Annotated in this window: 4 protein-coding genes; all 4 read right to left on the bottom strand. The window is 37.6% G+C overall.

Going from position 1 to position 7,524, the window contains the following annotated elements; translation table 11 throughout:
* Window positions 1-324 precede the first annotated feature (324 nt).
* The 4 genes from ACOH2D_RS06415 to flxY all read right to left on the bottom strand — a co-directional run bounded on the left by ACOH2D_RS06415 (window position 325) and on the right by flxY (window position 7,320).
* Entirely contained in the window at window positions 325-2,904 is a 2,580-nt protein-coding gene (locus ACOH2D_RS06415) for a phosphoenolpyruvate carboxylase (RefSeq protein WP_449534725.1), read from the bottom strand.
* 176 nt (window positions 2,905-3,080) lie between these two features.
* Window positions 3,081-4,895, bottom strand: a complete 1,815-nt coding sequence (locus tag ACOH2D_RS06410) for an SLC13 family permease (RefSeq protein WP_449534724.1) — start codon at window positions 4,893-4,895, stop codon at window positions 3,081-3,083.
* Between the two features lie 271 nt (window positions 4,896-5,166).
* Window positions 5,167-6,009: an alpha/beta hydrolase family protein gene (locus ACOH2D_RS06405; protein ID WP_449534723.1), complete on the bottom strand. Its 843-nt coding sequence runs from the start codon at window positions 6,007-6,009 to the stop codon at window positions 5,167-5,169.
* 21 nt (window positions 6,010-6,030) lie between these two features.
* Window positions 6,031-7,320, bottom strand: a complete 1,290-nt coding sequence (gene flxY, locus ACOH2D_RS06400) for a flexirubin biosynthesis putative acyl-CoA ligase FlxY (RefSeq protein ID WP_449534722.1) — start codon at window positions 7,318-7,320, stop codon at window positions 6,031-6,033.
* Between the last annotated feature and the right edge of the window lie 204 nt (window positions 7,321-7,524).

Below are 7,524 nucleotides of genomic sequence, written 5' to 3'. Positions count from 1 at the left end.
CATTCCCTATCGCTGTGAAATAATCACGACGCTAATAATAGAAATAATATTTAAAATTTGTTTCTTCATTTATGGGACAAAAGTCAAAAAACTAATTTGTAATTCCTAATTTATATCGACAAAATTTTGAAATGAATCTTATCTCTTTTATAAATCGTTGTTTTTTATTTAGTTATAAAGGATCATAAATAGTGAATTTCACAAGGATTAAAATGTTCTGATTATTAAGAAAAGCGCGGTTGTTTCTGAAAAACTGTTATAATTGAAAAGCCCTCAGTATAAAGATGTTGAGGGCTTTTAAAGAGATGAATCGCAACGTGTTTACTATGCCGAATTTCGACTGGCATTAATATTTCCGAACAAAGAACGGGTCACGATTTTCTGATAAATTTTTATCTGTTCTTCGTCTCGAGGCGATGCTTTTTCCAATTCATGAATTTTTTTTAAGGCAAATTGCTGAATGGTCAAAAGAGGTAACACAATAGATTCTCTGATATTAATAGAAGCTTTGCCCGATGGTTCTTCCTGCATCAATTCTTGATACCCTGTCAATTTAAGGATCAAACGTTTTGTGGTCACATATTCGTCATGGATAATATTCCAGAAGGCGCCATATTCGGGATCTTCAGACATGTATTTGGTCAAATCAAAAAAGGATTTTGACAAGGACATCATACTGTTTTCAATCAGGGTTTTGAAGAAGCTCGACGTTTTAAATAAGTGTTGAACTTTGTCAAATTCGTTAGCGTCTTCATAATATTTTAAAGCGGTTCCAACTCCAAAAAACCCTGGAACGTTTTGCTTGAGTTGGGCCCAGGAGCCCACAAAAGGAATCGCTCTTAAATCTTCGAAAACCAATCCTTCCGATTTTCCACGCTTTGAAGGACGGCTTCCAATATTAGTCATCGCGTAATATTTTAACGTACTCATATTCTCCAAATAAGGAATGAATTTTGGATGCGCTTTAAAGTCGGCGTAGGCTTTATAACTTAATTCGGCCAAATTGCTCATGACGTCTCTGTTATCAGGAGTCATACGCAAATCAGTAGTACTCATTTTATTATAAACTCCAGAACTGATCAATTGCTCCAAGTTGTATTGGGACGAATCTAAAGTTCCAAAATTAGAGCTAATCGTCTGTCCTTGGATGGTCAATTGCACTTCTTTACTTTCGATAGTTGGCCCTAAAGAGGCATAAAAGTTATGGGTTTTTCCACCGCCACGTGCAGGCGGACCACCACGACCGTCAAAGAAAATAGCAGTGACGTCATATTTACGTGAGATCTCGGTAAGACGTTCTTTCGCTTTGAAAATTGCCCAGTTGGCCATTAAATAGCCGCCATCTTTAGTACCGTCACTAAAGCCGAGCATGATCGTTTGTTTGTTGCCTCTTGATTTTAAATGTGCACTGTAGGCAGGATTCGTGTAGAGTTCTTCCATAATCGCATGCGAGTTCTCCAAATCGGTAATGGTTTCAAAAAGAGGACCGATATCAACCGACATATCTTCTTGGAAGGATACCAGTTTTAACATGGCAAACAATTCCATGACATGCAGTGTGGATTGGTTGTTACTGATGATATATCGGTTGCATGCCTTTTCGCCATTCGTTTGTTGAATGGTTTTTATGGCTTCGATGGTTTTTAAAGTTTTAAGAGTGTCTTCATCGGTAATCATGGATAAATCAATTTTCCCGTGGACGTTTGTGAGCACCTCGACTTTTTCTGGTTGTGATAAATCGAAATAATTTTTCGGGAAAATCGTGTTGCCACTGTCCAATAGCGTTTGTACCAAATTAGTAAACACTTTTTCATGCGCGCGACTGTCCTGACGGATATCCAAAGTTGAAAAATGGAAACCGAAAAGATGGATTTTATTGAGCAAACTGTTGATCTCAGGAACATATAAGGAATTATCCCTGCTGATAATGAGGTCTTTAATGGCATTCAATTCTGCCTTAAAACCTTCCAAAGTCAATTCGGATGGATTGCCAATTCTTAGCGTATAAAGTTCTCTTTCCAGCATTGCCATGCTGTCTTCAACACCTCTAAAGGTCAGTTTTCTCTTTAAACTTCTGATGTCACGATAATAATTCTTAATGATCGTTTCCCTTAAGCGCTCCGCAACTTTTAGCGTAATTTCAGGCGTTACAAATGGATTTCCATCTCTATCGCCTCCTGGCCAAAAACCGATGTTGATGATGTCATTGTCTATTTCTTTGCCATCAAAAATATTCTGTTGGATATAATCAAAAATATCTCCGAAAGATTTGTAAAATACATTTTCCAAGTACCAGATGAGGCTGACGGCTTCATCATAAGGTGTTGGTTTTTCATGCTTAAAGAAAGGAGTTTTTCCTAATTGTGCCAATAAATCATTGATGCGAAGCAAATCATTTTCTTTAATGGCCTCGGTCAAATCGGTAATAATTCCTAAAACAGAACCTGGATAAAATTGTGTGGGATGCGCGGTCAGGACAATTCGGACTTTGAATTCTTCTAAGTATTTTTGGAGCAATTCCAATTTGTTTTCAGCAGTAACGGTTTCTTTTAAACTTCTTAAAGTGCCAATTCCATCCATATTATTGACGATCGGAAAAGCGGCATCTTCTATGGCATCAAACAAAACCACCTGACGTTCGATATATTGAATAAATCGAAACAATAAATTGATTTGACTTTCTGGAGTGCGTCGGGCTTGGTATTTCTCGAAAAAAGTATTCACAATAGTGGTGGGATCGTTGCCATCGCTAAAGCCTTTTTGACAGGTTTCATGAAACAATGGCAATAGAACGCCAGTTTTAGTGACGGCATCAAATGGCAAGGTCATGAAAATGGCATTGTAGATTTGATATTTCGATAAAACACTTTGATTAAAGCGTGTTAATTTAGGCTGTTTGGACATGACTATTAGGTGTTAGAATCCCTAAAATTACTAAAGCTATTGGTAACACTTTGGTATCTGATAAACTTTTGTGAAAAAATTAAAAAATTTATGTTTAAGCGTTGCATATCGCAATAAATAAGGACTAAAGTGTTGAAGTCATTGGTTGGTTGAAATATTTGATCAAACTAAGATATTTACAACATGGTTGCTAATAATAACGTGCCTACAACCAGTAGAATAAGTGATAAAAGTCCGCCAATAATCAAAAAGTGTTTGAATTTGTAAGCCCCTGTTCCATAAATAAGGGTGTTGGTTTGGTAGCCCATGGGTGTAAAAAAACTAAAATTGGCAGCAAACATAACCGCCAGAATAAAGGGTTTAGGAGGCAGGTTCAATCCTGCCGCAATGGTTATGGCTATGGGCGTTACAATGACGGCCGTAGCATTATTGGACATGAAACCACTCATAAACATCGTGATTGCAAAAAGAACGCCTAAAACTATGATGTTGTTTTGGCCCGTAAGCAATTCCAATAATTGTGCAGAAATCCAAAGGTCTGTTTTTGAATTGTTCATCGCAATTCCCAAAGGAATCATGCCGGCCAACAAAAATATAATTTGCCAATTGACCTTTTTGTAAATCTTTGATAAGTTGATACAATCCGTGATCAACAATAAAGCAACGCCAGATAATGTGCTCGCTAAAATGCTTAAAACACCAGTCGCAGCCAAACCGATAACCATTAATAGGGCACATAAACTTATGGCGCGTTTGTAAGGATTGATTTTGTAATCTTCCTCATGTTGTCTCATTACAATGGTATTATCTAAGGAATAAAGGTAGGTGATTTCATCTTCTTTTGCTCTTAAAAGTAGTTTGTCTCCCGCTTGCAAATAGGTGTTTTTTATGATTTTAGGCAGATTTAGACGCATGCCTTTTTGAAACTGATTTCTGTTTTGAATCCCCAAAGGTGTGGCCACATTAAAGAGCAGTCTTTTGATTTCTGAGAAGGATTTATCAATAAATTCTGATCCAGGAAGAATCAATAATTCAACATAGCTGTAAGCGTTTTTTTCGCTATCACTATCTAGTTTAGGATCCACCTCCTCCTGAAAGTAGTGTTCATTTTCAGAAGTGAGCGTAAAATCATCTTTTGAAATGGAAGCATAGGCCTTCACATCGCTCAATACCACTAATTTGTCTTGTGCTCTAAGCGTTGTATTTGGTCCTGGCGAATTATTGACGATATCATCACGGATAAGTTTTAAAACGCGAATGTCTGGATTTTTATAAAATTTAGCTTCGGAAATTGCCGTGCCAATAAGTTTTGACTCCGGCTTTACGGTAAGCGTAAACATAAAAGTATTGTCAACGTAAACTTCATGAAGCTGATCATTGCTGGATTTAGGCAACCATCGGCTGGCAAAGGTCATAAATACAATCCCAACTGCTAACAGAATTAGGCCATACACGCTAAATTCAAAAAACGAGAACGGTTCTGCACCCAACTTAATAGCGACTGAATTCACCAAAATATTTGTTGAGGTTCCCATCAGCGTACAGCTGCCACCTAAAATACCTGCAAACGAAATCGGCATCAATAATTTTGGTGCTGAAAAATTGTACTTTTCTGAGAGTTGCGCAATAATCTTGATAAAAATAACGACCACAGCAGTCGTGCTTATAAAGGACGAAATAGACGCCGAAATAAGCATGAACGCAGGAACCATCAATGCCATTGGCAAGATTTTTAATTTTTTGATGGATTGTGTCAACAAATCGATCACGCCATTATCTTCGAGTCCAATGGCTAAAATCATCAGCATTAATATAGTGATGGTTGCCGGACTTGAAAATCCACTAATCGCCTCTTCAGGAGTAGTTAATTCAGATAAGACAAGCGCCACAATAATAAGAAAAGCAATTTTATCAATAGGTAACGCTTCTGTTGCAAACAGCAGAATGGTTATGCCAAGAATGATAAAAACAAGGATGATTTCCAAACTCATAGCTACACCTGTTTCAACAGATTAATTAAAAACCAAAACCTAAGCCTACCTGAAGCATCTCATCTTCTTTAGATACAAAATACCCGGCATTTACCGAAAATGCATTTAAACTGCCGAGCCAAAAGCTATCACCAAAAGAGTTGTGTCAAGTATTTAAAGTGTGAAAGCATTGTTAATAGCAAGATTTCAAAATAGTGCATATTATCAATTGTTTCAAACTTCGACGTATCCATTTGAAAATATTGTTAACTGAAAAGTGTTTGAGAAATCTTTACTGATTGATAAACTCAATACTTTTTTGAACGACATCCTGCAGTGGCATTGGAAGATGTTTTTCATGCCACGGATGCGATGCCCCAAAAACGTGGTCGCTTTTTTCAATAGGAAATAAAATACTGTCAGAATTCCAGGAGTTCAAATGTTCAGCTTCACTGTAACTTACCGATGGATCCTCTTTTGCATGAATAATAAGTTGAGGAATATGTAGGTTTTTAGTGGCGTTTTCAATGTTTAGACGATTTTCATTCGCTTTAAAATCTTCATAAAACTGAAAATAGTGTGGCATTTGCTGTTTGGTGCGGCCGTTCAGCACATATTTGACACCATCTTTTTGCCATTGTTCCAATTCTCCAGAAGTAGCCGTACGTTTTCCAAAATCGCAAACCGCTGCCCAAGTGATCACTTTGGTAATACGATCATCTTCAGAGGCTTTGATTATGGCGATTCCGCCACCACGGGAATGGCCAATGAGCGTGAGATTAAGTGGGTCAATCTCTGCATAAAAAGGATTTTTCGCAGAAAGTAAAAATGTGATGAGGTTGTCCAGATCTTCCAATTCCTTAGAATAACTGTTTTGTGCAAAGGCTTCCAAATCAGGGAAATCAATCGGTTGTTCTATCGTGCCTCCATTGTGTGAAAAATTGAATTTCACAAAAAGGAAACCGGCTTTTGAAAATGCTTCTGCCACCAAATCCCAAGCGCCCCAATCTTTGAATCCTTTGTAGCCATGACAAAAAATGACCAAAGGTTTTTGAGTATTCGTTGATTCGTAAAACGCATCCCAAAGGATTGGTTTTTTGTCTGGCCTGTTGAAGATGTTGTTTTTATGTTTCATGATACTTATAAAAATACGGGATTATTTGCGTTTATCAATAACAAGAAGAGGTTTTCGGCTTAGTTTCGGAAAGCGTAAAGCATCAACGACAGTTTTATCACACCATTCAATTTTTGGGGTTACACGTAATTTAGCTCTAAAACGGTCTTTTATTTGACTTAATAATACTTCTGATGGGTTGTTTGAGGCGATTTTGATCAAGATTTCATCAGTTCCAATCGCATTGTGACTTATTTCAATAACGAAGCATTCTAATTGGTTGAAATGATTGAGAACGTTTTCCATGGCTGGCGGATATAAGGTGGTGCCTTTATATTTTACCATTTGCTTTTTTCGACCGGCGATTGGACCAAGTCGCATGGTTGTTCGTCCACATGGACATGGCATATAGTGAGCCTTCATCATATCGCCAGTTTTGAATCGTAGTAATGGCATGGCTTCAATACCTAAGGTCGTAATTGTTAATTCGCCGATGCTGCCCTCTTTTACAGGTTGGTCATTGTCATCTAAAAGCTCTGCAATGATCAGTTCAGGATGCAGATGTCCTCCTTGTTGCGCCTCACATTCTGTAAATGCGGTGCTCATTTCGGTAGAGGCATAGGTGGAAAATAATTCGATTTGCCAATGTTCTGTAATCTTTTTTCCTAGGGTGTTTAATGTGAAATCGTCGTTTCTGAAAGCTTCTCCGATGCAAATGGCACCTTTTACACCACACGTATTGAGATCAAGATGATGCTGTTCGGCATATTCAATCATTTTCAATAAAAACGAAGGCACGACGATGAGGTAGGTTGGTTTAAACTTTAAGATGGAATCCCATTGTAGTTCTGGTATTCCGGCACCAACTCTGATAATACCTGCACCCAATTTACGAACGCCTAAAAAATATGCCAACCCAGCCATAAAGCGACGGTCTATCGTAGTCATCAATTGTAAAACATCATCTGAAGTGACACCGGCACAAGCAAAGGAAATGGCTTCATTATATGCCAAACGTTCCAAATCTGCATCGGTTAATGCAAAGGTTACAGGATCTCCCAATGTGCCGGAAGTGGTGACATAATCAATGATTTTTGATTTTGGCACGCAGATGAAATCGTTATTGAATTGCTGCAAATCATCCTTTGTAGTGACTGGAATTTTTCTCAAATCTTCAAGCGTCTGAATTTCCGCAATCGAAATCTGATGCGTTTCAAAATGCCGTTTGTAAAATGGCGAGTTTTCGGAAAGATATTCCAAGGCCACTTTCAGTTTAGCTTCCTGAAGTGCTTTTATTTCTGTTGCAGATTTGGTTTCTATTTCAGGAATCATTGAGTTTGCGTTTTGATTTTTTTGATGTGTTTCTCAACTTTTTCAGCATCAGCAAGCGTCGTGATTTCTTTTTTGGAAACTAATTTAAAGTTTATCAGCGCTTTAGCATACTGCTTATGATTATAATGATAAATTCATGCAAGATAATAGGCTTTCCAGTAATTTGGATTTAATTGGGATAGCTTTTGAAGTTCTTTTTCAACC

The organism is Gelidibacter sp. (assembly GCF_053579655.1).
The sequence above is the reverse complement of the archived record's forward strand: the minus strand, read 5'-3'. Positions and strand labels throughout refer to the sequence as shown.

Excerpts from the sequence above, each read along its gene's own strand:
- ACOH2D_RS06415 (WP_449534725.1), bottom strand. The coding sequence starts at position 2,904 with ATGTCCAAACAGCCTAAATTAACACGCTTTAATCAAAGTGTTTTATCG.
- ACOH2D_RS06410 (WP_449534724.1), bottom strand. The coding sequence starts at position 4,895 with ATGAGTTTGGAAATCATCCTTGTTTTTATCATTCTTGGCATAACCATT.
- ACOH2D_RS06405 (WP_449534723.1), bottom strand. The coding sequence starts at position 6,009 with ATGAAACATAAAAACAACATCTTCAACAGGCCAGACAAAAAACCAATC.
- flxY (WP_449534722.1), bottom strand. The coding sequence starts at position 7,320 with ATGATTCCTGAAATAGAAACCAAATCTGCAACAGAAATAAAAGCACTT.